This is a genomic window from Desemzia sp. C1 (assembly GCF_020882875.1).
GTDB classification, from domain to species: Bacteria; Bacillota; Bacilli; order Lactobacillales; family Carnobacteriaceae; genus Desemzia; species Desemzia incerta.
In genome coordinates, this window is sequence record NZ_JAJIZP010000003.1 from 1,946,432 (window position 1) to 1,972,420 (window position 25,989).

The following is a 25,989-nucleotide window of genomic DNA, read 5'->3' on the forward strand; positions in this document are numbered from 1 at the left end:
CCTTTTTTCATGCTCTCTTTTTGATAGATTAAATTATTCTTCGCTAGACTCAGCAGGTTCACTAGATTCTTCAGCAGGTGCTTCAGTTGATTCACCAGATTCGCCAGATTCACCTTGAGCATCTTCAGGCAATAAGAAAGTATCCATTGTTCCTTTTAAGTCTTCATCATTGATTTGAATATTTGCATCTTGAAGAATAGTAGAAAGAATAGAGAATACATATTCGTCATTTGCTAATTTTTCATTGATGATATTTTCTTTCAGGACATCAGTTTCTTCTTCTAATGATCCTTTTTCAGGTTTTTCATCCATTTTAATTACGTGGAAACCATTTTCCGTTTGAACAGGTTCTTGAGTAATTTCGCCTTCTTCTAAAGCAAAAGCAGCTTCTTCGAATTCAGCAACCATTTGTCCAGTAGTGAAAGTCATTTGACCGCCATTTTCAGCTGAACCTGGATCAATTGAATTTTCTTGAGCTAGAGTAGCAAAATCAGCCCCATCGTTTAATTGCTCAATCAATGATTTAGCTTGATCTTCTTCAGCTACTAAGATATGAGAAGCAGTAACTGGTGGAACATAAGCTTCATATGCAGTTTTTAATTCTTCATCCTCAATTTTAGTATTGTCTTTAACAGCTTCTTCAACTAACAAGCTGTAACGGATCAAATCTTTGTATGAATCTGCTGTGTAACCAGAAGAACTCAATACGTATTCAAATGTTTCGGCGCCGCCGTATGCTTCAGCCTCTTCTTCAAAAGCAGTATCTACCGCTTTATCATCAACAGTTTCTCCATAAGATTCTGTTAATACATCGTTAATGATCATTTGTTGAAGGGTAGCTGCTCCTTGAGTTTCTTTCATTTCTTCGTATAGTTCATCTTTTGAAATTTTTCCTGCTGTAGAAGAAGCCACTGTATCATCAGCGCAACCAGCTAATGCTAGACCTGTTAAAATAGCTGTCGCTGTCAATAACATTTTTTTCATTTAAACACATCCGTTTCATTATTTTCGTCGTTAATCAAATTAACAACCTCGCTTACTAATATAACACAATCGATTTGATAAAAAAATCTCAACTCACAAGTTTTCGTTTAAAATCAATGAAAAATCACAAAAAACTCATACTCTGTCATTAAAAAGTCTTTTTTCAAAAACTTTGGGTACTTGTACATAAAAAAAGAATGAGACCAGAAAATAGATCTCATTCTTTCAATCTATAGTTATCTTGTTTAACTGGCAGAGCTTTTTTGATCTGCTGAGGAAGAAAACTGTTCTGTAACGTCTTGAACGTCTTCATTTAACTTGTTGGCTTGCTCCTGGATTCTGCGTAATCTTGGTTCTGCTTCGTAAGAAAATTCTTGTACGGTTTCATTCATTTCTTTAGAAAAATCCGTTGCAAGAGATTTACCTTCATTTGTTAATTCTGAGATAGCACTTTTTAAATCTTTTACTTTATCTGTGACATCCTGTACAAGAACAGTCGTGTCGTCTAAGTAGCTTTTCATTGCTTCTCTGTTTTCTGTTCCTTTACGAGGTGTTTTCATTAAGCCGTAAGCACCGCCTACTAATGCTCCAAATAACATACCGCTTCCTAATCCTAATTTCATCTTTATTCCTCCATTCTGGTTTGAATCGCATTTTTAATAGTGTCTAATTCCTCAGGAGAGTGTTTTTGAGAATTGTTTCCGAACTCAACACTGAAAGTATCTGTTTCAGTGTATCGAGGGATTAAATGGATATGGCTGTGAAAAACAGATTGATACGCTAACTCACCGTTATTGTTCAGGATATTCATCCCTTTGATTGATGGATCTGAATCTCTAAGACCTCTAGCAATTTTAGGAATGCGAGAGAATGTCTGTGCTGCTAATTCTTCATCGTATTCATAAATATCGGCTACATGTTTTTTGGGAACGACTAAAGTATGCCCTTTAGTCACTTGAGTAAGGTCCAAGAAAGCGACAACTTCATCATCTTCATATACTTTTCTACTAGGTATTTCATTCTTGATAATCTTGCAAAAAATACAATCTTCCATTCAAATCCTTCTTTCCAACATCAGTATTTATAACATCTGGAATGTCAATTTCGTATAAGTCAAATGTATCATAAAAGCGATTTAATGTGAAATAAGAGGAGTGTCTTATGGTACAATAAATAAAATAATACAGCACAGGAGGCACCTGCATGAGTTTAGAAGTCACAAACGTAACTGGAGGGTACAACCAGTTTCCGGTATTAAAAGATGTATCATTTGAAATTGGCAACGGTCAATTGATTGGGTTAATTGGACTGAATGGGGCCGGTAAAAGTACTACTTTAAAACACATTATCGGTTTAATGGATCCTTTCAAAGGAGAGATCAAGATAGACCAGCTGACCATTAAAGAAAGTGCTTCTGATTATCGAAAAAAATTCGGTTATGTCCCAGAAACACCCGCCTTATATGAAGAATTGACTTTAAAAGAACATATTGAAGTGACGGCTATGGCTTATGATCTTCCAATGGAAGAAGCGATGAAGCGAGCAGACTACTTATTAAAAACGTTTCGTTTAGAAAAGAAACTGGACTGGTTTCCTGCGAACTTTTCTAAAGGAATGAAGCAGAAAGTAATGATCGTTTGTGCTTTCTTGGTAGAACCTAGTTTGTATATTATTGACGAGCCTTTTTTAGGTCTTGATCCGTTAGCGATCCACGCCTTATTGGAATTGATGCAAGAAAAGAAAGAAGCCGGGGCGTCTATCTTAATGTCCACCCATATCTTAGCGACTGCTGAACGTTACTGTGATGGATTCATTATTCTCCATGAAGGAAAAGTACGAGCGGCTGGATCATTAGAAGATTTGAGACAAACATTTGAAATGCCTGAAGCAAACTTAGACGAGATTTATATTGAATTGACTAAAGAGGAAGGTCGTTTAGTATGAGTATCATCGATATATGGAAACGCCGAGTAACAGAACACCAAAAAAAGATGATGAAATATTTAAAATACGTGCTAAATGATCATTTCGTGATTGTTTGCTTATTCTTATTAGGAGCTCTTGGATATGCTTATTCTGAAATGCTGAAAAGTGTCTCCACCGATTTTGCTTATGGAAAAGTTTTGGCATGGATCGTTTTTTCGAGCCTAATCTTTATCGGAAACTTAGCTACGCTTATTCAACCGGCAGACAGTGTGTTTTTACTGCAAAAAGAGGCCGAAATGGAAGGGTATTTTAAAAAAGCAAAAAGCTACAGCTTGATTCTGCCGTTGATTGTTATCGGGTTTATTTCAGCAGCGGTCATGCCATTATTAGTAGCGACCAGTTCGTTTGCTTTCTCCGATTGGATCGTATTTTTTGCTTCTATGGTCCTTATAAAAGAAGTCGAATTAGATGCTCAAATAGTCAAAATCAAACAAGTAGAAAAAAAAGAGCGGAATCTAACGACATTGATTGTAGGAATCTTATCCATTGTCAGCAGTTTTTTAGGGCTGTATGTCCACCCATTCGTTGGATTAACAGGCGCTCTTATGAGCAGTGTGCTGTGGCATGGAAGAATCAATCGCTGGTTAAGAGTTTCTAGATACCAATGGGAGTTTTTGGTTCAAAAAGAATCGACTCGTTTAAAAAATATCTATCAGTTCATCAATTTGTTTACAGATATCCCTGCATTGAAAGGGACGGTCAAACGCAGAGCCTATTTGGACAACATCATGGGTCGAATGGAATTAAAACAAGACAACACGTATCTCTATTTATTCTCTAAAGCTTTATTGAGAGGGACAGAATACAGCGGTTTAGTCATTCGCCTAAGCTTGATCGGATTGGGAGTAGTGGCTTTAATAACGTATCCCATATTAGTGATTGTCATGAGTTTATTGTTTCTTTATTTGACAGGGTTTCAGTTGATTCCGTTGTATTACCATTACGATGATCATTTACTTTCTGTATTGTATCCCGTTGAAAAGAAACAGAAATTGAAAGCCATGCAGAAGATTTTGTTCACACTGTTAGTTGCTCAAAGCGGTTTATTTTTTATCGCTACTAGTCTGACCATGCCATTTCTCACTAGTTTAAGTGTATTTGGACTGAATAGTTTATTCAGTATCTTATTTAGTCAAGTCTATTTCCCGGCTCGAATAAAAAAGTTGTCGAATAATGAAAGAAATCTAGTCTGACTCGTTAAAAAAATAATGCATTCGTAAATAAAATTTGATAGGATAAAAAGGAAATAAATTTTCAGGGAGAAGGAAATCAAGTGAAAGTCATTTGGAATGATCAAATTGTCGATAGAACTGAAGTGAAAATCGATCTAGAAGATAGAGGTTACCAATTTGCAGATGGGATTTATGACGTGGTTCGAGCTTACAATGGCAAGTTCTTTACGTTGGATGAACACATCGATCGTTTCTTTTCTGGTATGAGCAAAATCGACTTAGAAGCCCCTTTTACTAAAGCAGAATTGAAAGAACGTTTAGCAGAATTACTGAATGTAAATAAAGTAGATACAGGGAATGTTTATTTCCAAATCACTAGAGGAATCGCTTCTCCTAGAGATCATGTTTTTCCTGAGCCGACTGTTGTTCCTCCAGTATTTACAGCATCGACAACAGTAGTACCTAGAAATGAAGAAAAGATGTCTAAAGGGATTACGGCAGCAGTCGTACCAGACACTCGCTGGTTACATTGTGACATTAAATCTATCAGTTTATTAGGGAATATCATGGCAAAACACACGGCTCATAAAAAAGGTTTTGATGAAGCCATTTTACATCGAGACGGAATCGTGACAGAGTGTTCGTCTTCTAATATGTGGATGGTCAAAGACGGAACTATTTATACGCATCCAGACGGAAACTTGATCCTTCCGGGAATTACAAAAATCGTTTTGCTGAGAGCCGCTGCTAAAGCAGGTATTCCAGTAATCGAAAAAGAATTTACGTTAGAGCAATTAAAAGAAGCAGATGAAGCTTTTTCTTCCAGTACAACTATTGAAGCTATGCCAATCGTTGAAATCGATGGCACAGCGGTAGGGACAGGTAAAAGAGGACCTGTCGTAGAAATGCTGCAACAGTTTTATATAAAAGAAATTGAAGCACAATGTGGAAGTATTATGGAGAATTCCTTAATCTAATCCTTTAAAATAAGTCCCTTACGATAGAAGTTGAGAAAGTAAAAGGCTTCTTGTGAGGGACGTTTTTTATAGAATGACCAATAATTGAATCGCAATTTAACAAATAAAACGAAAATTCGTCTAGTGGAAACCGTTGCATGAAGAGAAGTTCTGTAATTTTCAATTTGTTGCTTGACTGAATGTAGTTTTGTATCTAAAATAGATAACGAAGAGTAGGATGGATGTCTGAGCTGATATCTGTCTTTTTTTGTCCAAAGAGTAGATAGTTGCTTTTTAAATTATAGCAAGGAATGATTTTGGTATGGACTTAGAATATAATTCTGGATGGAAATTGCATCCAATCGGTGGTGACACTGGACAAGCTTATATGGGAACCAAGGCTGAGGAGAAGCTTTTTTTGAAGCGTAATTCATCACCTTTTTTAGCTGCGCTTTCTGTTGAAGGCATCACACCAAGATTGATTTGGACGAAACGTATTGGAAATGGTGATGTGTTAACAGCACAAGAATGGCTGAATGGTCGTACCTTGGAGAAAGAAGAAATGTCTTCTTTAGCTGTAGCTCAATTACTAAGCCGTATTCACAATTCTGAAAACTTACGAAGAATGTTGACTCGAGTTGGAGGTCAAGAGATCAGGCCAACTGATCTGATGCAAGATTATCAAAGGAATCTTCCATTGGATTTAAAAAATCATTCATTATTAGCTGAAGTATTTAACCACTTGATGCACACGATTCCTTTCACGGATTCGTCATTGTTGCGTGTCTGCCATGGAGATGTGTATCGTAAAAACTGGTTATTATCTGATGAAAATCGGTTATATTTAGTAGATTGGGATTCTGCCATGTTGTGTGATCCCGCTATGGACTTAGGTGTTTTATTATGTCAGTACATAGACAGATCATCATGGGAAGAATGGCTATCTCATTATGGAATAACGTTAACAGAAGAGTTAACAGAGAAAATGACTTGGTATGCAGCAATGAATTACTTATCTCAAATCAAGCAACACCATAAAAAAGCTCGATTCCATAAAATGAATCAAGACATTATCCGATTGCAAGAATTGATGCAACATAAAAAATAAATTATTATAGAACTTATTTATCGTTATCATCATTCAATTATAGACAAATAAGAACGAAGGAGCCAAGACGATTACGTCCAGCTCCTTTTTCCTTGAAAACACTAATCTAAAAAAAGACAGGAGAAATACTATGCGTTTAAGAAATAAACCAGAGGCGCCAACTAAAATTGCCAGCTACCCTCAATACATTCCAGAGACTCCAGAAGATTGGAAAGGCAAATGGCAATCTCGTTTTAAAAATGATAACCCGATCCATATTGAAGTTGGAACTGGAAAAGGTCGTTTTATTTATGAAATGGCCAAATTGCATCCAGAGATCAATTACATCGGAATCGAAATTCAAATGAGCGTTATTGTCACAGCTCTAGACAAGTTGATTGAAAATGAATTGCCGAATCTTCAATTGTTGCAAGTAAACGGCGGAGAACTAACACAGTATTTTGCTGAAAATGAAATCAACCAAGTTTACTTGAACTTTTCTGATCCATGGCCGAAGAAAAAGCATGAAAAAAGACGTTTAACGTATCAATCTTTTCTTTCTGTTTATGAAGAGATTCTTGTACCAAAAGGAGAAATTCATTTCAAAACAGACAACCAAGGATTATTTGAATATTCATTGGCTAGTTTTTCTCAATACGGAATGATCTTGAAGCAAGTATGGCTGCATTTACATGAGAGTGATTTCGAAGGCAATGTGATGACAGAGTACGAAGAAAAGTTCTCCAATAAAGGGAACCGTATTTATCGAGTGGAAGCACAGTTCAAAGATAAAAGAGCAGCAGGAAATTAAGCTTTTATACAAGGAAATCCCCACTTTGGAGATACTCTCCGAAGTGGGGATTTTTAAAGTCGTTAACGAGAATCAGAGTCTATAAATATCTAATACAGTTCCGGTATAAGCATCTGCGAGAAATTCGTACTGAACCAGTTGGTTTTCTTCAATCCGAGAGATGCCTCCGTAATAAACTTTTGTTTTTAAAGCAAATTTCTGCATCGGGACTTTTGTCAACTCAATCCAAGAACCTTCGATAGGACCTTCTTCTAAAAAGGCTTTTTTGATGCGTTTCAGGATTTTATCTCCGTTCAACGGTTTATTTTTTTTCACATAACCATTTAACAAGTACCCGCTAACTATTCCGGCGCCGAACAAGACACCACCACAGACACTTAATGTCGTGGAAAAAACTTTTTTGTGTGTCATAAAGTTACCTCCAGTTTCAATTTATCTATAGATATAGTATAGCTTATTTCATAGAAAAAAAGAAATTAGATAGTTCTACCTTAAAATTGAAGAGGATATCAGTTATAATTGATGAGAAAGATGAATCATAGACTTGAAAGGGGGGAGCGGCACAATTCTATTCGTAGATGATGTGACTGCAATTTATGGAACAACAAACATTTGATTTAATCAAAAAAATGACCGAACTACAAGGAACAAGCGGTTTTGAACACCGTGTTCGTAAAGAACTTCGTAAACAAATCGAACCTTATGTGGACGAAATCAAGCAAGATGGTTTAGGTGGGGTTTTTGGAATTCGAAAAAGTAAAACAGAAGATGCCCCAAGAATCATGGTAGCTGCTCATATGGATGAAGTTGGGTTTATGATTTCTCAAATTACCAATGAAGGTCTATTCAGAGTTGTCCCACTTGGCGGTTGGAACCCTTATGTAGTTTCAGCACAACGATTTACTCTTCAAACGGCTAAGGGAGATTATCCATGTGTGTCTTCTTCTGTACCGCCTCATTTGTTAAGAGGAACAGATGGTAAAGGCGGAGCACCAGATATAGCCGATATTTTGTTTGATGCTGGTTTTGACTCAAAAGAAGAAGCAGAATCTTACGGTGTACGTCCGGGTGATGCCATTGTCCCTGCTGTAGAAACGGTTAAAATGGCAAATGGCAAAAAGATTCTTTCTAAAGCTTGGGACAACCGTTACGGAACTACCGTTGTAGTAGAATTATTGAAAGAACTAGCTGGTGAAGCTTTACCGAATACCTTGATCGCAGGAGCAAATGTTCAAGAAGAAGTTGGTTTGCGCGGTACTAAAGGCGCGGTCAATATGCTGAAACCTGATTTGTTTTTTGCAGTAGATTGTTCTGCAGCGGATGACTTAACTGGTGACAAATCTAAATTTGGACACTTAGGAGAAGGATTCTTACTGCGTCTGCAAGATCCAGGAATGATCACTCTTAAAGGGATGCGTGAATTCTTATTAGACACAGCTGAAACAAACAACATCCCTTACCAATATTTTGTCTCTAAAGGCGGTACAGATGCTGGAGCGGCTCAGGTAATGAATAATGGGGTTCCTAGTGCGGTCATCGGAGTTTGTGCTCGTTATATCCATACTCATCAAACAGTCTTCCATATTGATGACTACGCAGCGGCTAAAGAAATGCTGACCCATATCGTACGTACACTAGATCGCAGCACTTTAGAAACAATCATGAAAAATAATTAAACGAAAAGAGCGGATTTTATGCAAAAATTAATGACTATAGAAGAATTTGAACCGTTAACCGCTAAAGGCAAGACGATCTTTTTCTTCACAGCTGACTGGTGTGGAGATTGTTCGTTCATTAAACCCGTTATGCCTGAAATCGTAGAAAATCATCCGGATATGACATTTGTTGAAGTTGATCGCGACAAGTTTATTGATTTATGCGGAGATCTTTCTATCTTTGGTATCCCAAGTTTTGTTGCTTTTGAAAATGGAAGTGAAATTGGACGCTTCGTTAATAAAGATCGCAAGACAAAAGAAGAAATAGAATCATTTATCTCAACATTATAGACTGAAAACTAAATTGGAGGGATTATCATGACAGAAGTTATTCAAGAATACAAAAGAGTTATGGTTGCAGTAGACGGAAGTGATTCCGCAGAGAGAGCTTTTAAAAAAGCAACAAGAATTGCTGTACGAAATCATAGTGATTTAGTGATCGCACATGTCGTTGATACCCGAACCTATAGTATGGGAATGCCCGCTTTATATACAGAGGGCATTGTATCAGAATCAGAAGTAATGACGGAACAACTAGAAAAATACAAACAAGAAGCACAAGCACAAGGAGTCTCAAATGTCAGCGTAGAAAACGCAAAAGGGCATCCTAGGACCTTATTAGCGGAAGAATTGCCTAAACGTCATAAAGTGGATTTGATCATCGTCGGACAGACTGGATTGAATGCTATTGAACGTTGGATGATCGGAAGCGTCAGCGAGTATATTTTACGTACAGCTCCGTGTGACGTGCTGATTGTAAAAAATGAATTAGAAAATGAGGAATAAGAATGATCGTAAGCAGTTATAACAAAGAAGGCGTTGGAGATACGTTACTCCTGATGCTGAAAAACAGTGAAAAAGAAGCACAAAGTTTTGAACGCAAAGGGAATATCGCTCGTATATTCGATGCTGAATCAAACGAAACTGTAGGCTACAATTTTTTTAATGTTTCTGAAACCGTGACAATTGAAGGAAACGGTCCTGTAGTGCTATCTGAAAAAGATGTTGAACTATTGAATCAAGCGTTAGCCGAATCAGGATTTGAAGAAACACTAACGGCTGACAACACGCCTAAGTTTGTTGTAGGACATGTTAAAGAATGTGTGCCGCATCCTGACTCAGATCATTTGTCGATTACGCAAACTGAAATTGACAATGGTGAAGTAGTACAAATCGTTTGTGGAGCTTCAAACATTGCTGAAGGCCAAAAAGTAGTTGTCGCTAAAGTGGGAGCTATTATGCCAAACGGTTTAGTGATCTGGGATGGCGAATTACGTGGTGAACCAAGCTATGGAATGATTTGTTCAGCCCGAGAATTAGAACTGGAAGATGCACCAAACGAAAAAGGGATCTTGGTTTTACCAGAAACTGCTGTTACTGGAGAAGCATTTAAAGGTTAAGATCAAAATTGTCATAGGCTGTCGACTAATGAATTTTAGTTGACAGCCTTTTTTATAGAGGAAAAAAGCAGTGAACTTAAAAAAATCGAATCAGAGAACTTTCGAACAAGCCTACTAACTATACTCAAATTATGATAAAATGGCTGAGTACCAAGTCAGAAGGAGGAGAGCGACTATGGCCAAATACCAAGGCCCAGTCTTTCATAGACGACTTCAATCAGAGAGAACTGTTCAGAAAACGACTCCTCGTGAAGTTAGAAAACAACAAGAAAAAAGTCCTACAAACGATATTCCGTTTTTTAAACACCATGAAGCTAAACCAGCCACTGAACCAACATTGTCTAAAAAGGGTTTGACTCATAAAGTCACCCCTTATCAAGAAGATCGAAGTTCAACACCATTTAAAGTAAAAAAAGTACCTTCTCCTTTTTATGGTTACCAAGAAAGAAGAGAAGAGAAAAAAGAATCCATTCAGTATGCAATCATTTATCAAAATCTAACAAAAGAACATGAAGACTTTCTCCTGTTTGAAGACTATTTGTCTGAATTAGGAAAAGAACAATTTGAACAAACGGACAGCAGTTCTGAACAAGAAGTGCTTGAAACTCCAAAAGCGGAAAAGGATCTTTTGCTGTTGGAGGAAAATGATGAAATCGACTTGAGTGAAGAAATCACAGAAGACTCTTCAACCGTTGAAGACGACGCGTCAGACGAACTTTTAGTGCCTAAAGAAGAGGAAGAAGTGTCGAATGATTTTCTTGAAGAAGAATCATTTGTGTCTGAACAAGTTCCAGAAAACAATATGCTGAAAGAAACCAAAAAAAGAGGTTTATCTCGCTCTTTAGCAGGGATGATTCAAGAAGAGCAAGATGAGAGATTGAATAAAGGGAAAAACATCGCTCGCTATTTTGAGGAATCGAATTCAAGAGAAAACTCTCAACCTGCAACAATCTCAGAGTTGTTGGCAAGAGCTAATCAAGGTGAAGATCCTAAAGAATTGGAAGCTATTTTAGATACTCCGATGACGGCTGAAAATCAACCTGTTGCAACAAAAGTTGACACAGAATTTGAAGAAGAGGTTGTCGAGGAATCCATTCAAATCGCAGAACCAGCAGCAGAGGAAATCGCAGAATCAAATCAAGAAGAATCCTTTGATGACTCAGCTGCCTTTACTGAAAAGATTGAAAAAGTCCATCAAGAAGAAGAGGGAAATGAGCTAGAGTCGGTTATAGAAGAGCCTTCTCAAATGGAGACAGAAGTTTCTTTAGAAACATCAGCATTGGATGTTGAAGAAGTAGAGAATACTCCAATAGAAGTGGAACAAGAAGAATCAGCTAGCGATTCGACTGCTGCATATCCTGCCACAATCACTGAATTGTTGGCTCAGATGACTCAAGGTGGAGCGTATACGGATGAATTAGAAAGCTTATTGGAAGACCCAACTCCAGATTCTGCTGTTTCGAAAGAGGAATTTGTTCCATCAAAAGAGCCTGTTGTAGTGGATGCAGAAATCATTGAAGTAGAAGAAAACGAAACTGAACAATCTATCTTATTAGAAGAATCATCGAATGAGGTGAATGACCTTCAAGAGGGGAAGGAAGAATCTCCACTTCTTTTAGAAGAATCAAAAGCTGATGTGATGATCCCGGAAGATACAACCAAAGAAGATGAAACTTCACGTTCCATCGAGGATAGCTTTACTAATGAACCTGATACACTTTACACAGAACCTGAAGAGGCTCATCAAAGTGAAGTCATTGACCAAGAAGAAAACGAAGAAGAGAATCAAGAAATGGATACAGAAGAATGGAAACCTGTGGAAGGCAGATTAGCTGCAGAGAACCAATCCTTACACTACCAATTTCCTTCATTAGATTTGTTGAATGAACCGATTACTTTTGAACCGAATGCTATAGATGATTGGGTATTAGAACAAGCCGAGTGTTTGAACGAGACATTGGAAGCTTTCAATATTGAAGCTCAAGTTGTAGGATGGACGATAGGTCCTGCTATTACGCAGTTTGAATTGCAATTGGGTCGAGGCGTGAAAGTAAATAAAATCACGAATCTCTCAGATGATCTAAAACTGGCTTTAGCAGCTAAAGATATTCGAATAGAAGCTCCAATACCTGGTAAAAGTACAGTCGGGGTAGAAATCCCCAACTTGAAATCCCGTCCGGTTATGATCTCTGAGGTGATTGAAAGTGAAGCATTTGAAAACAGTGATTCCCCATTGACGATCGCAATGGGAGTCAACCTGGCCGGCGAAGCGGTTGTATCTACCATCGATAAAATGCCGCATGGTTTGATTGCAGGAGCCACCGGTTCAGGTAAGAGTGTCTTTATCAACTCTTTATTGGTCAGTTTGTTGTATAAAGCAACCCCTAATGAAGTGAAACTGATTTTGATTGACCCGAAAGCAGTTGAATTGGCGCCATACAATGATTTGCCGCACTTATTATCTCCTGTAATCTCGGAACCTAAAGCAGCAAATGAGGCGCTGAAATGGGCTGTAAATGAGATGGAAGAACGGTATCAGAAATTAGCTGCCGGCGGAGTTCGCAATATTGAGCATTTCAATAAAAAGGCTGAAGCAAGAGGGGACCATGCCTTAAAAATGCCTTACATCGTTATTATCATCGATGAGTTAGCCGACTTAATGATGGTAGCCAGCAACGAAGTCCAAGAGTCGATTGCTCGAATCACTCAAAAAGCTCGAGCAGCAGGAATCCATTTGATCGTAGCGACACAACGTCCGAGTGTTGATGTCGTGACCGGAACGATTAAAAACAATATTCCGACTCGAATAGCTTTCATGGTTTCCAGCCAAGTGGATTCCAGAACCATTTTGGATACAGGCGGAGCCGAAAAGCTGCTTGGAAGAGGGGATATGTTATTCCAAGGAAATGGTGCCAGCCAACCAGTCAGAATCCAAGGGACATATGTTGAGGAAGAAATTGACGGTATTGTAGATTTTGTAAAAGAACAACAAGAACCCAATTATCTCTTCCAATCAGAATCTCTTTTAGCCAAAGCTGAGGCGCTGGAAGGAAAAGACGAATTATTGGACGAAGTATTGCCGTTTATTATAGACAAAGGAACAGTATCGGCTTCTTCACTGCAAAGAAAATTCAAAATCGGGTTTAACCGAGCGTCAAACTTGATCGATGCATTAGAAAGCAAAAATTTAATTTCAGAAAATAAAGGGTCCAGACCAAGAGATGTGTTTTTAACAAGGTCTGATTATGAAGAAAAGTTTCTATAGATGAGTAAACGAGGATTCCCAATTTAAATGGGAATTCTCGTTTTCTTTTTGCATCAAAGTCCTTTGACAATAGCTGGAGACTCATTTATATTTGAAATATATGATATGGGATGAAAAGAAAAATGAGGTGCAAGAATGAGAATAGTGATTATTGGATCGGTGGCAGCTGGTACATCTGTTGCGGCTAAAGCAAGAAGAAATACAGAAGAAGCAGAAATCGTTGTCTACGATCAAGGAAAAGATATTTCGTATTCAGTTTGCGGGATTCCGTATCAAATCGGAGGAGAGGTTGAATCAATCGACACTTTGGTTCCTCGTAATGCAGAGTGGTTCAAAAAGAGATACGCTGTAGACATTTTTACAGAGCACCAAGTCACAAAAGTGAATCGAGAAGAAAAAAACATTATGGTCACTGATTTAAAAACGGGAGAAGTAAAACAAGATCATTATGATGTGTTGGTTTTTGCTACAGGAGCATCTCCTTTTACTCCGCCTCCGTTTGACCAAACGAGCTATGAGAATGTATTTCAAGTACGCAGTATTCAAGACAATCGTGATATCCATCAGTTTCTCTCTACCCATCAACCTAAAAAAGCATTGATTGTCGGAGCCGGATTTATCGGTTTGGAATTGACGGAACAGCTGACTCACAAAGGACTTGAGGTGACGATCGTCCAATTAGAGGACCAAATCATGCCTTCGATGGACGCGGATATGACGTTTAGAGCGGAAGAATATTTGCGCACTAAAGGTATTATTCTTCACTTAGAGGATACAGTCAAAGAAATCCTAGGAGAGAAAACGATTGAAAAAGTTATTACCGCAAATGGAGCATCTATTGATACGGACTTAGTGATTTTAGCTGCTGGAGTAAGGCCAAATACTCAATTAGCTAAAGAAATCGGAGTGGCTTTAGGAGAATCTAAGGCTATCGCCGTGAATCAAAAAATGCAGACCAATATTCCTGATATATACGCAGTAGGTGATGCAGCAGAAAGTTTTTCAGTGATTACTGGAAAACCCCTTTATCGTCCGCTGGGTTCTACAGCCAATAAAATGGGCCGTATCGCCGGAGATGTGATAACTGGTGGGAAATTAGAACATAGAGGAGTGTTGGGAACAGGAATATTCCGATTATTTGATATGCAAATGGGACAAACCGGATTGACCGAAAAAGAAGCAACCAAGGCAGGCTACGAGACTGAAGTGCTTTTCAGTATCAAACCGGACCACGCAGAATACTTGGGCGGGAAAGAACTAACAATAAAAGCTATTGCAGATAAAAAAACTGGACGTCTGTTAGGCGCTCAAGCAATTGGTGAGAATGGAGTGGACAAACGAATCGATGTAATTGCTACAGCTATCAATTTTGGAGCTAAAGCAGAAGATTTGTTTCATTTGGATTTGGCGTATGCTCCACCATTTGCTACGACAAAAGATCCTGTAATGTACACTGGAATGGCCCTGGAAAATGCTTTGCATCGTAATCCCTTAATCACGCCTAAAGAATTGGTGGAGAAACAACAATACAATGTGACCATGCAAATTATTGATACACGTGGAAAAAAAGATTATGAGACATTACATGTAGAAGGTGCTGTTCATATCCCGTTAGCTGAATTAAGAGAACGGTCAGAAGAATTGGATCCTCAATTACTTACCGTTGTTTATTGCAATAAAGGTGTTACAGGAAATGCTGCTCAGAATCTTTTGTTGAATAAAGGATTTAAAGAAGTATACAATCTTTCTGGCGGGAACAAGAATTACCAACTGTATAAAAAGATGAAACAGCAAAAATAAAAGCAAAAAAGAATGGAGACCAGAAATGTGGTCTCCATTCTTTTTTTAATTTAGATTAAAATAATTTTGCAGGATTCAATCGGTTATCTGGATCAAATGCTGACTTGATTTTGCGCATCATCTCAATGTTGATATCAGCAGTCATTTCTTTGAAGTAAGGCTTTTTGATTACGCCAATACCGTGTTCAGCTGAGGGCAGACCGCCTAACTCGTTGATTTTAGCGTACAATTTGTGTAGAACGTCATCACGTTTGGTTTCCCATTCTGTTTGATCAGTGACTTTTCCTCGAGCTACGCATGTATGTAAGTTACCATCTCCTGCGTGTCCAAAACTGATCATACTTAATCCGCTTTCGGCTTCTAATTCTTTTGTGTATTGATATAAAGCAGCTAATTGATTGATAGGCACTACTTCGTCCATCGTTACTTGCTCGGTGTAATTGACAACAGCTGTCAATAATGTGTCGCGTAAAAACCAAGCTGTTTTTTCATCGGCAGGGTCAGTTAAAGGTAATAATTCAACTAAGTTGTGTTGTTTGACCGTTTCTTCCAATAAAGTCATACGGCGTGCAATAGACTCACTGCTGTCACCGTCAAGTGTCATCAATAGAAACGCTTGTCCATTTTGAACAGGGAAGAGCATGTTGTTTTCTCTTTCACTGATGGCGATTCCCTCTTTTTCGAAGAACTCCAAGGCAGTTGGATCCACACCATGTTTTAAAATATCCAATACTGCGTTAGTGGCATCTTGTAAATTTAAAAAGGCAACGATAGCAGACAGACTTGCTTTAGGAATAGGGATGACTTTTAGTTTTATTAATGTTGTGATACCAAGAGTACCTTCAGAACCAATGAACAAATCTTTCAAATCGTATCCAGAACTGCTTTTAATGTTTAAAGAGCCCAGTGTCATTTCTTCGCCATTAGCTAAAACAACATCCATTTCTCTTACATAATCTCGTGTAACACCGTATTTTACGGCTCTCATCCCACCAGCATTGGTAGCGACATTCCCTCCAATAGAAGAGTGTTTAGATCCTGGATCAGGCGGATAAAAATAGCCTTTCTTTTCGATGAATTCTTGAATTTCGCCCAGTAAGACTCCTGGTTCAACTGTTAGAGTAAGAGTTTCTTCATCCAGTCCGATGATGTGATTCATCATATGAACGTCAATGACCAATTCACCTTTCATCGGTGCAGTAGCACCGGATAGTCCCGTTCCAGCTCCGCGAACGATGATTGGTAATTCCGCTGATTGAGCAAATTTGACCAATTGAATGATTTCTTCTTTAGTTAGAGGTAAAGCAACAGCGTACACTTTGCCTGTTTCTTTAACGTACTCGTCAGATAAATAATCCTCCGGGATAGATTCTCCTACCAATAAACGATTCGGATCGGAAATGATGTCTGTTAATAGAGACAATTCTTTTTCAGGTATAGCACACACTTGATTCACTTTCAAAAAACTCCTTTCGAAATACACACTAAATGGCTTGGAAACCATTTCATTAACACTTTAGCACTCTGTTTTTGATCTGACAACTGCAAGTTGACGAAAGAACTCAAAAAGGTGATGTTTCTCATTTAAATAAGAAAAGAACTCACTGGAACAGAGCCAGTGAGTTCTTTCAACTTCTGCAAGTAAGGGTTTTTGTTTTGTCTACGATTGACGTACATCTTTAACAGCATCTAATAAAGCTACGTCTTCTTTTGATAACGTAAAGTCCAGCTGCATGTTTTCAACAATACGTTCTTCATGTGTTGATTTAGGTAATGGCAGAGTATTTTTTTCTAAACAGTAACGTAAACAAATTTGAGCTGGAGTAACATCATATTTCTCTGCTAATTCAGTGATTTCTTTACCATTTAATAATTCACCTGTAGCAAGAGGTGAGTAAGCTTCTACAACAATGTTGTGTTCATGACAGAAATCGACTAATTCTTTTTGAGCTTGGTAACGACCAATGTAGAAAGGAATTTGGTTAGCCATCGGCACGATATCGCACTGATCAAGAATCGGTTGCAGATCTGAAATTTCGAAGTTGGACACCCCGATAGCCTTTATCTTGCCATCGTTGTACAATTTTTCCATTGCTTTCCAAGATTGTACGTTGCCTTCACTACAGTCTTTTCCTTTTTCTTCCCAAGGCCAAGGAGCATGGATCAGATATAGATCCAAGTAATCTACGCCTAATTTAGAAATTGTTTTTTCAAACTCTTCCAAAGTAGACTCGTACCCTTTAATGCTCGCACGTAATTTACTGGTAATGAATACTTCTTCTCGTTTCAAACCGAAATCTTTGATCGCTTTTCCAACGTTTTCTTCGTTTTGATAAGCAGCAGCTGTATCAATGTGGCGGTATCCAGTTTTTAAAGCAACAGTAACTGGTTCATACACCTCATCATTAGGAATCTGCCAAGTACCAAAACCAATATGTGGAATCTCTACATCATTGTGAAAAACAAATGTGTTCTTTTGAGCCATGCGAAAAATCCTCCTTTTAATGTGTTCGTTAACAATTTATACTTTACTCCAATGAAACGATTTTCGCTAGTATTTTACATAGTAGGAATGGAATTCATTTTGCATTAGAGACAGGCTGAAGCGCAACTAAAGATAAAATTGGTAGGAAAAAGCCTAAATAGAGCATAGTTGTTCATAGAATCGTCTTAACTCCGATACACATTTGCTATGAAGGCGGTTTATTATTGGGAAGACGTTACAACAATAAGTTTTTTAGTATTTTTGAGTTTCAGTCTGATTTAAATCGTGGTATACTGTATCCGTTCTGAGCCTATACAAAAGATAAGTAAGGCTTGATTTATGACAAGACAACCTATGGAAATCAGCTGAGGAATAGAGAGAATGTAAGGTGTGTTTTCTCAAAAGTTGATTTATTTTTCTATGTAAAAAAAATGAGATGAACAAAAATCAAAGTGTTGGATCTGACCAGTTTTTATTAGTTGATTCACAGTATGGAGGATATGAACAGATGAATGAAGAAATGACGTATCATTTTGTAGGAATAAAGGGGTCTGGAATGAGTGCTTTAGCTTTGATCATGCATGACAAAGGCTTCAAAGTTCAAGGTTCCGATATTGAAAAATACTTCTTTACTCAAAAGAATCTTGAAGAATCTCACATTCCTATTATGCCTTTCGACAAACAAAACATTCAAAAAGGACAAATCATTATCGCAGGAAATGCTTTTCCAGACACACACGAGGAAATCGTTGCGGCAAAAGAACTTGGTTTAGAAGTCATTCGTTACCACGAATTCTTAGCTGAGTTAATTAACAATTATACCAGTATCGCTATTACAGGTTCTCATGGTAAAACGAGTACCACTGGTTTATTATCCCACGTTATAGGCAATATAGAAGAGACGAGTTATTTGATCGGAGATGGAACTGGGCACGGAGTACCTGATGCTGATTTCTTTGTACTTGAGGCATGTGAGTACCGTCGTCATTTCTTAGCTTATAAACCAGATTATGCAATCATTACTAACATTGACTACGATCACCCGGATTACTTCACAAGTTTAGAAGATGTAGTGGATGCTTTTCAAACGTTGGCCAATCAAGTTAAAAAAAGCATTATTGCTTGTGGAGATGACGAACAGCTGCAAAAACTAGAAGCAAGTGTTCCAGTTGTGTATTATGGCTTTGAAGACAACAATCAATTCCAAGCAAAAAATCTGACTCGTTCTACAACGGGTTCTGAGTTTGATGTTTATAATGATAATGAATATTTTGGTCATTTCGAGATCCCTACTTTTGGAAAACACAATGTCTTAAATGCTTTAGCGGTAATTGCAATTTGCCACTACGAAAACATTGATATGGAAAAAGTAAAAGAAAATCTGATGACCTTCAAAGGTGTAAAACGCCGCTTTACGGAGAAGAAAATGGAAGATATGACGATTATTGATGATTATGCTCATCACCCTTCTGAAATTCGTGCGACGATTGATGCGGCTCGTCAAAAATACCCAGACAAAGAAATCATTGCAGTCTTCCAACCACATACATTTACACGTACGGTAGCTTTGATGAGTGAATTTGGAGAAGCTTTGAGTTTAGCTGACAGTGTTTATTTATGTGATATCTTTGGCTCAGCAAGAGAAGAAAAAGGCGAAGTTAAAATCGAAGACTTAGCTGCGAAAATTGAAAGTGGAGCACCAATCCTTACCGAAGATGACATGTCTCCATTGTTAGACCATCATGATGCGGTCGTTATTTTCATGGGTGCTGGAGATGTCCAAAAATTCGAAGCAGCTTACGAAACGATTCTAAGTCAAACTTCTTTAAGCAATCAGTAAGTCACGTAAAAAGGGATAGAGCCATCTATCTCTTTTTTTCTATCATCAAGATAGCATCCTCTAGGCTGACAAAAGGGGCTTATCTTGACTGTTTTGCTAACCTAATTTATAATTAGTAAGGTTAACGAATGAATCGAATTTAGATAAACAACAGTCACATTGACGGGGGATTGACATACATCACCGTTTACTATGTTATTCAGAGGAGAAAATAGAATGAAAGAAACTGGCAAAAAAAAATTCCTTCCTATTATCATAGGTACCGACTTGAATTGTTATACCATGTCGATTTCTTTTCACGAAGAATATGGAATTAAACCAATTGTTGTGGGGAAAGCACCTATTCCTTATACAACAGGCAGTACAATTATCGAGAAATTTTATTATACGGATAAAATCAATGATACTGCCTTTTTTATCGATTACTTGAAGAATTTGGCTAAAGAGTATCATCAATATTATGAAGATCTATTATTGATTGGAACAAACGATACTTACGTCACTTTTATCATTAACAATAAAGAGGCATTATCAGAAGATTTTGTGTTTAGCTACATTGATAAAGAATGGGTACCTAAACTATTCTTGAAAAAGAATTTTTACCAATTGTGTGCAGAGCATGGTTTGGATGCTCCATTGACTTTCTTTTACTCTTGTAAAGACGAAACACCTTTTAATGAAAAAGTGCCTTTCCCATTAATTGTTAAGCCAAGTAATGGTATTGAGTACTACAAACATCCATTTGAAGGAATGCAAAAAGTATTCAAAGTAAATAATGAAGACGAGTTGCATCGTGTAATCAATAAAATCAAAAATAGTGGTTATACAGATGAGTTGATCATTCAAGACTACATTCCTGGTGATGATACGTACATGTGGGATGCTGTTTATTATGCAGACCGTCATGCGAATCCGCAATTGATCTCATTTGCGCAAGTAGTCCTTCAAGAACCGACTAAATCGGGTGTAGGGAATTACACTTCTTTGATCGTGCGAGAAAACAAACCAATGATGGACAAGCTGGTCAAATTTATGCAAGCTATCCAGTATACTGGATTTGCTAACTTTGATATCAAATATGATGAGCGCGACAATACGTTTAAAGTGTTTGAAGTGAATATTCGTCAAGGACGTTCAAGTTACTACTTGACTCAGAGCGGACATAATATTGCCAAGATGATCGTTGATGACGTGATTTACCATAAAGAAAAAGAATTGCAATATGTACAAAGCGATCATTTGTTTGCTGTGATTCCAAAAGGTGTTTTGAAACGTCATGTTTCGAACCCGGAAGTAGCCGCTGAAGTTCGAAAATTGATCAAAGAAGGCAAATACAAAAATCCTTTGTTTTACAGACATGATAAAGGATGGAAGCGCAAGGCGTTCATGACTTTACGTCAAATCAATTACTTTAAAAAATACAAAAATTTAAATTGGGAAAAGAACTAATCAAAAAGAGACTAGGAAACTGGTCTCTTTGTTTTTTGTCCTCGTGTAGATGGAGTACATGGTTCGATTCTCGCTATCTATTGTCTTTTTTGATAGAATAATAAAGAGAAAAACTATATTGGCGCAGTAAAAAAGCAGCTAAATAACAGTTATGAGGAGATATAAAATGGCTAAAAAAAATAAATTGGTACTAATAGACGGCAGCAGTGTGGCTTTCCGCGCATTTTTTGGGTTGCATGGTCAATTAGAGAAATTCAAAAATCATTATGGACTGCATACAAATGCACTGTATGGTTTCCATAATATGATCCAAAGCGTATTAAATACAGAAAAACCGACTCATGTTCTGGTAGCATTCGATGCTGGAAATACAACATTCCGGACAGAATATTTTCCAGAATACAAAGCTGGTCGTTCTAAAACACCGCGCGAGTTCACAGAGCAAATGCCGTACTTAAGAGATTTGTTGAAAGGGTTCGGGATAGCACATTACGAATTAGCTAACTATGAAGCTGATGATATCATTGGAACTTTATCGGTACAGGCTGACCCAGAAAAATTTGATGTCGTAGTCATATCTGGGGACCGAGATCTAACTCAATTAGCAAAAGAAAATGTTCGTGTAGATATTACGAAAAAAGGCGTTTCCGATCTGAAACCTTATACAGTGGAATCGATCAAAGAAGAGATGGGGATCACTCCTTTACAAATCATTGATATGAAAGGTCTGGCAGGAGACAGCTCGGATAATATTCCTGGTGTCACAAAAATCGGAGAAAAAACAGCTTTAAAATTATTAGAAGAATTTGGTTCAGTTGAAGGCGTTTATGAAAATATCGACAGCATGAAACCAAGTAAACGAAAAGAAAATCTGATCAATGATAAAGAAACAGCATTCTTGAGCAAACGTCTAGCAACGATTGATACGAATTCACCGCTTGAAATCGCTATTGAAGATGTAGAGTATAAAGGTGCAGATTTAAAAAAATTAGCCGAATTTTATAAAGAAATGGACTTCAAATCTCATTTGAGCAAATTAGACACTTCAGAATTAGATGAAGAGAAAGAAGCTAAGCGAACAGAAATCAATTTTGAAGTGGTGACAGAAGTTACCAGTGAGATGTTTACAGATGATATGGCTGTTTATGTACAGTTGTTGAGTGATAACTACCACACAGCTGAAGTGGTTGGTGTAAGTTGGGGAAATGAGGACCACATTTATGTAGGTGCCGCTGAAGATGTTTTAACGTCTCCTTTATTTAAAGAGTGGGCAGAAGACGACTCGCTTTCTAAAGCGACGTTTGATGCCAAACAAACGTACGTAGCATTGAATCGCTATGGCATCAAATTAGCAGCAGTAAAATACGATGTTTTACTAGAAGCATATTTGCTTGACGTTAAAGACAACTCTAACGATTTAGCTGCGATTGCAGAAGAATACAACTATCATGATGTAGCAAATGATGAAACTGTTTATGGAAAAGGTGCAAAAATTAAAGTCCCTGAGGACATCACGGAAATGCACACACATTTGGCACGTAAAGTGAAAGCAATTGCTGTTTTAGGTCCTGATTTGATGGAACAATTAGAGAATAATCACCAAAAAGAACTTTTTGCGGATATGGAGTTGCCGCTGGCTAAAATCCTTGCAGATATGGAAATACAAGGAATCACAGTGAACGGTCATCGTTTAGAAGAAATGAGAGAAGAGTTCTCTGCTCGGTTGAAAGAGATCGAACAAAAAATCTATGCTGAAGCAGGAGAAGAATTTAACATCAATTCTCCTAAACAATTAGGCGTGATCTTATTTGAAAAAATGGGCTACCCGGTTATCAAGAAAACGAAAACGGGATACTCTACTGCAGTTGACGTGTTGGAAAAATTGCAAGACCAAGCTCCAATCGTTGAATACATTCTAGACTACCGTCAAATTGCTAAAATCCAATCTACTTATGTGGAAGGATTGTTAAAAGTGGTTCGTGAAGATACAGGCAGAGTCCATACGCGCTATATGCAAACTATCGCACGTACTGGTCGTTTGAGTTCAGTAGATCCCAACTTGCAGAATATCCCGATACGCTTAGAAGAAGGGCGGAAAATCAGACAAGCCTTTGTCCCACGCGAAGAAGGGTGGAAAATTTTTGCTTCTGACTACTCTCAAATCGAATTGCGGGTATTGGCTCATATCTCTAATGACGAGCATATGAAAGAGGCCTTTATAGAGGAACAAGATATCCACACAAGCACAGCGATGCGTGTATTTGGTGTTGAAAAGCCGGAAGAGGTAACGTCTAATATTCGTCGTCGTGCCAAAGCTGTCAACTTCGGAATCGTTTATGGTATCAGTGATTACGGTTTATCTCAAAATCTTGGGATCACAAGAAAAGAAGCACAACAGTTCATCGATACTTACTTTAAAAAATATCCAGGTATCGAAACGTATATGCACGAGGTAGTTCGCGAAGCCAAAGAAAAAGGTTTTGTAGAGACATTGTTTAATCGTCGCCGCTATCTGCCGGAAATCAATTCGCGTAACTTCAACTTACGGTCTTTTGCGGAAAGAACAGCAATCAATACGCCGATTCAAGGAAGTGCAGCTGATATTTTGAAAGTAGCAATGATCAAAATTGCTCAAGCTTTAAAGGAGTCTGATTTAAAAGCTACTATGTTACTGCAAGTACATGATGAGCTGATCTTTGAAGCGCCTGAAGAGGAGATTCCAGCATTACAGAAATTGGTTGAAGATGTGATGGAACATGCGGTTGAATTAAATGTACCTTTAAAAGTAGAAAGCGACTTCGGTCAAAGTTGGTATGATGCCAAATAAGTTTTTTGCACGAATGGAGGAAATACAGGTTGCCAGAATTACCAGAAGTAGAAACGGTCCGTAAAGGGCTGGAAAACTTAGTAGAAAAAGCCGTTATTCAAGAAGTAGAAATTTTTTGGGAGAGAATCATAACTGGATCCAGAGTTGGCGAATCGTTTAAAAAAGCATTAGTCGGTGAACAACTACAACAAATTAGACGCAGAGGAAAGTTCTTGCTGCTGGATTTTGATCGCTATACACTTATTTCCCATTTGAGAATGGAAGGTAAATATGAAGTGGTGCCCACTGATGAACCACTCAAATTGCATACACATGTCGTCTTTCATTTGAAAGATGGAAGAGATATCCGTTATTTAGACGTGCGAAAGTTCGGTCGTATGGAATTAGTGTTGCGGGGACAAGAAGAAACGGTTGCCGGGATCCAGCGTTTAGGTCCTGAACCTTTTGCAGATGTATTTTTGTTAGAACCTTTTCAAGCTAAACTAAGCAGAATCAAAAAAGCTGTCAAGCCTGCATTATTGGACCAAAACCTCGTAACGGGTCTGGGAAATATTTATGTAGACGAAGCTTTGTTTCAAGCTGGTATCCATCCTTTAAGACCGGGAAATTCTTTGACACCCAATGAAGCAGCTGTATTGCATCAATCTATCATCGAAGTGTTGGGAAAAGCTATTCAAGCTGGAGGAACAACGATAAGAACTTATTTAAATGCCTTAGGAGAATCAGGGAATTTCCAGCAAGATCTGAAAGTTTATGGTCAAACTGGAGAACCGTGTGTTCGTTGTGGAAACCCGATTCAAAAAACTAAAGTCGCTCAACGCGGGACACACTTCTGTGCTCATTGTCAAAAACTGACAGAAGAAAATGTATTACCTGTAATGTGATCTAAGAATGTACGTAAGCAGTAGGGATGGAGGAGCAGCGATGTCTCTTATTTTAGGATTAACAGGCGGAATTGCTACTGGAAAATCAACCGTCAGTAATCTCTTCAAAGAGAATGGGATTCCAGTAGTTGATGCTGATGTTGGAGCTCGGGAAGTCGTAAAAGCAGGGACCGAGGGTTTAAAACGAATTGAAGTAGTCTTCGGCCATCAAGTGATTTCAAACGGGCAGCTAGATAGAAAAGCTTTAGGAAAAATTGTCTTCGAGAATCCAAAGGAGTTAGAGAAACTGAATCGGATTCTGGGAGATTTGATCGCAGAGTGGATTCATGATGAAAAAGAACGGTACATCGAAGAGAATCATCCGCTGGTCGTTTTAGATATTCCATTATTATTCGAAAGTGGTTATCAGGAGGTGGTTGACCAAGTCATGGTGGTAGCGACTACTCCAGATGTCCAATTACAGCGATTGATGGAACGGGACCAAATTGATGAGCAGACAGCTCGCCAGAAAATAGCTGCTCAAGAACCGATCATGGATAAAATGTTAAAAGCCGATTTCGTGATTGATAATAATGGAACTAAAGAGAATACTCGAATACAAGTAATGAATTGGTTAGAGAAACAACATTTTTTACATTAAGACCAAAGACTAGCCCCGTGGATCGACAAACCATGCGGCTAGTCTTTTTGTATACTGTTAAAACGAAACAATTAGGAAATGAAATGATTATCCTTATATATTCAGCATTTAGAGTGTTTTTAAGCAACTAAATGTATGGTATAATAATTCATATAATAAGGCGAAATGCGAACTTTTTAATAAAAATACAGCTTAAAAAAGGATGATGAACAGTGCAATGCCCTCGCTGTCAAAATAATGGAACCAGAGTCGTTGACAGTCGTCCTGCAGACGAAGGACGAGCTATAAGACGTCGCAGAGAATGTGAATCGTGTCGATACCGTTTTACAACTTTTGAAAGAATCGAACGTGTTCCGTTATTAATCGTGAAAAAAAATGGAGACCGTGAAGAATTCAATCGCGAAAAGATCCTAAAGGGCATTATCCGGTCATGTGAAAAAAGACCTGTGCCTATGGACCAAATGGAGAAAATGGTCAATGAAATTGAAAACGAACTGCGCAATTTGGGAGAGAATGAAGTTTCTTCTACCGTTATCGGAGAACATGTCATGGAAAAATTAGCAGAGGTTGATGATGTGGCGTATATTCGTTTCGCAAGTGTGTACCGTCAATTTAAAGACATTGATGTATTTATGGAAGAAATGAAAGAGTTGGAACGAAAAAAAACCGAGAAGAAATAAATGGTACG

General features: G+C 37.9%; 23 protein-coding genes. 17 read left to right on the forward strand and 6 right to left on the reverse strand.

From position 1 onward, the window contains the following. Positions 1–33 precede the first annotated feature (33 nt). The 3 genes from LMF32_RS09905 to LMF32_RS09915 form a co-directional block, all read right to left on the reverse strand. The gene (locus LMF32_RS09905; RefSeq protein ID WP_092479758.1) at positions 34–984 is read right to left on the reverse strand and encodes a peptidylprolyl isomerase; all 951 of its coding nucleotides are present in this window, start codon (positions 982–984) and stop codon (positions 34–36) included. A gap of 245 nt (positions 985–1,229) precedes the next feature. Next, a complete protein-coding gene (locus LMF32_RS09910) occupies positions 1,230–1,607 on the reverse strand; it encodes a YtxH domain-containing protein (protein ID WP_092479757.1) in 378 nt (125 codons plus the stop codon). Positions 1,608–1,609: 2 nt separating this feature from the next. After that, positions 1,610–2,038, reverse strand: a complete 429-nt coding sequence (locus LMF32_RS09915) for an HIT family protein (protein ID WP_188204422.1) — start codon at positions 2,036–2,038, stop codon at positions 1,610–1,612. 149 nt (positions 2,039–2,187) lie between these two features. Here LMF32_RS09915 and LMF32_RS09920 point away from each other — a divergent pair, with 149 nt between their 5' ends. The 5 genes from LMF32_RS09920 (at position 2,188) to trmB (ending at position 6,996) form a co-directional block, all read left to right on the forward strand. Further along, complete coding sequence (locus LMF32_RS09920; protein WP_092479755.1) at positions 2,188–2,928, forward strand: ABC transporter ATP-binding protein; 741 nt, start codon at positions 2,188–2,190, stop codon at positions 2,926–2,928. After that, on the forward strand, positions 2,925–4,163 hold the full coding sequence (locus tag LMF32_RS09925) for an ABC transporter permease (RefSeq protein WP_188204423.1): 1,239 nt from the start codon (positions 2,925–2,927) through the stop codon (positions 4,161–4,163). Before LMF32_RS09920 ends, LMF32_RS09925 begins: the two co-directional genes overlap by 4 nt. Before the next feature lie 80 nt (positions 4,164–4,243). After that, complete coding sequence (gene dat / locus LMF32_RS09930; protein ID WP_188204424.1) at positions 4,244–5,119, forward strand: D-amino-acid transaminase; 876 nt, start codon at positions 4,244–4,246, stop codon at positions 5,117–5,119. A gap of 301 nt (positions 5,120–5,420) precedes the next feature. After that, positions 5,421–6,206 carry a phosphotransferase family protein gene (locus LMF32_RS09935; protein ID WP_092479752.1) on the forward strand — a complete coding sequence of 262 codons (786 nt, stop codon included), beginning with the start codon at positions 5,421–5,423 and terminating at the stop codon, positions 6,204–6,206. A 130-nt stretch (positions 6,207–6,336) separates the two neighbouring features. Beyond that, entirely contained in the window at positions 6,337–6,996 is a 660-nt protein-coding gene (gene trmB / locus LMF32_RS09940; protein ID WP_188204425.1) for a tRNA (guanosine(46)-N7)-methyltransferase TrmB, read from the forward strand. 72 nt (positions 6,997–7,068) lie between these two features. On the opposite strand, the gene LMF32_RS09945 is transcribed toward trmB, so the two are convergent. Beyond that, the gene (locus LMF32_RS09945) at positions 7,069–7,407 is read right to left on the reverse strand and encodes a PepSY domain-containing protein (protein WP_230524645.1); all 339 of its coding nucleotides are present in this window, start codon (positions 7,405–7,407) and stop codon (positions 7,069–7,071) included. 185 nt (positions 7,408–7,592) lie between these two features. Here LMF32_RS09945 and pepA point away from each other — a divergent pair, with 185 nt between their 5' ends. From pepA to LMF32_RS09975, 6 genes are all read left to right on the forward strand, one after another. Beyond that, positions 7,593–8,672, forward strand: coding sequence for a glutamyl aminopeptidase (gene pepA / locus LMF32_RS09950; protein WP_092479749.1), 1,080 nt, complete (start codon positions 7,593–7,595; stop codon positions 8,670–8,672). Between the two features lie 18 nt (positions 8,673–8,690). Next, on the forward strand, positions 8,691–9,002 hold the full coding sequence (locus LMF32_RS09955; protein WP_092479748.1) for a thioredoxin family protein: 312 nt from the start codon (positions 8,691–8,693) through the stop codon (positions 9,000–9,002). Between the two features lie 27 nt (positions 9,003–9,029). Further along, on the forward strand, positions 9,030–9,497 hold the full coding sequence (locus tag LMF32_RS09960; RefSeq protein WP_230524646.1) for a universal stress protein: 468 nt from the start codon (positions 9,030–9,032) through the stop codon (positions 9,495–9,497). 5 nt (positions 9,498–9,502) lie between these two features. Next, on the forward strand, positions 9,503–10,111 hold the full coding sequence (ytpR, locus tag LMF32_RS09965) for a YtpR family tRNA-binding protein (protein WP_230525110.1): 609 nt from the start codon (positions 9,503–9,505) through the stop codon (positions 10,109–10,111). Positions 10,112–10,286: 175 nt separating this feature from the next. Continuing rightward, positions 10,287–13,376: a DNA translocase FtsK gene (locus LMF32_RS13715; RefSeq protein ID WP_230524647.1), complete on the forward strand. Its 3,090-nt coding sequence runs from the start codon at positions 10,287–10,289 to the stop codon at positions 13,374–13,376. Between the two features lie 135 nt (positions 13,377–13,511). Next, a complete protein-coding gene (locus LMF32_RS09975) occupies positions 13,512–15,176 on the forward strand; it encodes an FAD-dependent oxidoreductase (protein ID WP_230524648.1) in 1,665 nt (554 codons plus the stop codon). Between the two features lie 55 nt (positions 15,177–15,231). Here the strand turns inward: LMF32_RS09975 and LMF32_RS09980 are convergent, their stop codons facing one another. Both LMF32_RS09980 and LMF32_RS09985 read right to left on the reverse strand, forming a co-directional pair. Next, positions 15,232–16,632, reverse strand: a complete 1,401-nt coding sequence (locus LMF32_RS09980; RefSeq protein WP_230524649.1) for an FAD-binding oxidoreductase — start codon at positions 16,630–16,632, stop codon at positions 15,232–15,234. Between the two features lie 204 nt (positions 16,633–16,836). After that, complete coding sequence (locus tag LMF32_RS09985; protein WP_188204429.1) at positions 16,837–17,661, reverse strand: aldo/keto reductase; 825 nt, start codon at positions 17,659–17,661, stop codon at positions 16,837–16,839. A gap of 508 nt (positions 17,662–18,169) precedes the next feature. Here LMF32_RS09985 and murC point away from each other — a divergent pair. From murC to nrdR, 6 genes are all read left to right on the forward strand, one after another. Further along, positions 18,170–19,501, forward strand: coding sequence for a UDP-N-acetylmuramate--L-alanine ligase (gene murC, locus LMF32_RS09990; protein ID WP_278046294.1), 1,332 nt, complete (start codon positions 18,170–18,172; stop codon positions 19,499–19,501). A 216-nt stretch (positions 19,502–19,717) separates the two neighbouring features. Continuing rightward, positions 19,718–20,950: a hypothetical protein gene (locus LMF32_RS09995; RefSeq protein WP_230524650.1), complete on the forward strand. Its 1,233-nt coding sequence runs from the start codon at positions 19,718–19,720 to the stop codon at positions 20,948–20,950. A 166-nt stretch (positions 20,951–21,116) separates the two neighbouring features. Next, a complete protein-coding gene (gene polA / locus LMF32_RS10000) occupies positions 21,117–23,777 on the forward strand; it encodes a DNA polymerase I (RefSeq protein WP_230524651.1) in 2,661 nt (886 codons plus the stop codon). A 29-nt stretch (positions 23,778–23,806) separates the two neighbouring features. After that, positions 23,807–24,661 carry a DNA-formamidopyrimidine glycosylase gene (gene mutM, locus LMF32_RS10005; protein ID WP_092479741.1) on the forward strand — a complete coding sequence of 285 codons (855 nt, stop codon included), beginning with the start codon at positions 23,807–23,809 and terminating at the stop codon, positions 24,659–24,661. 40 nt (positions 24,662–24,701) lie between these two features. Continuing rightward, positions 24,702–25,301 carry a dephospho-CoA kinase gene (coaE, locus tag LMF32_RS10010; RefSeq protein ID WP_092479740.1) on the forward strand — a complete coding sequence of 200 codons (600 nt, stop codon included), beginning with the start codon at positions 24,702–24,704 and terminating at the stop codon, positions 25,299–25,301. Between the two features lie 212 nt (positions 25,302–25,513). Further along, entirely contained in the window at positions 25,514–25,981 is a 468-nt protein-coding gene (gene nrdR / locus LMF32_RS10015; RefSeq protein ID WP_092479739.1) for a transcriptional regulator NrdR, read from the forward strand. Positions 25,982–25,989 lie beyond the last annotated feature (8 nt).